1 protein-coding gene is annotated in these 668 nt (G+C 35.0%); it reads right to left on the minus strand.

All coding sequences use genetic code 11. The features are described from left to right. Positions 1-222 precede the first annotated feature (222 nt). Positions 223-645: a hypothetical protein gene (locus GMD4S_RS09930; protein ID WP_000747477.1), complete on the minus strand. Its 423-nt coding sequence runs from the start codon at positions 643-645 to the stop codon at positions 223-225. Positions 646-668 lie beyond the last annotated feature (23 nt).

Raw genomic sequence — 668 nt, forward strand, 5'->3', positions numbered from 1 at the left:
ATTTGTTTTCTGTGCCATCCATGCGCCTCCTCCAAATACTACAAGGGCTATAACTAGCCAAAGTAAAGTACGTTTTTTCATCTCTTTCCTCCTATATAGCGGAATCTAAGTATATTATATCATGAATGTAAAAAAAAAATACTTTTAGCAAGTATTCTAAGTTGGTAGAGAATGAGTAATATTAAATTTGAGTAAAAATTATCAAAGGTTTTTAAGTTACTGTTAGTCATAAAGATCCCATAAATTTCCTTTCAAAATTCTTATTGGTTGCATTTGAATAATAACAAGTTTCTCAGGGATTTCATTTAAATTACGTTTTAGTGGAAAACCTAATGTAAATTTAGTATCCTTATTATTATTGATTCTACCGTTCACTGTCATCATATAACCTCCGCCTTGAGGAGTTCCATTTCCTACCTGACCAACTTCCATACTATCCCAATCAAATTGGACACTCTCAACTTTTGAATTCCAAGATTTAACGAAGTTCGCCATTTCCTCTTCATGCTCCTTCAGATAAGCCAACTGCTTAGCCCGTGGGCTCAGAGTTATTCCTCCAAATAGATTTGTTTCCTGTGCCATCCATGCGCCTCCTCCAAATACTACAAGGGCTATAACTAGCCAAACCAAAGTACGTTTTTTCATCTCTTTCCTCCTATATAGCGGAA

Source organism: Streptococcus sp. GMD4S, from assembly GCF_000296955.1.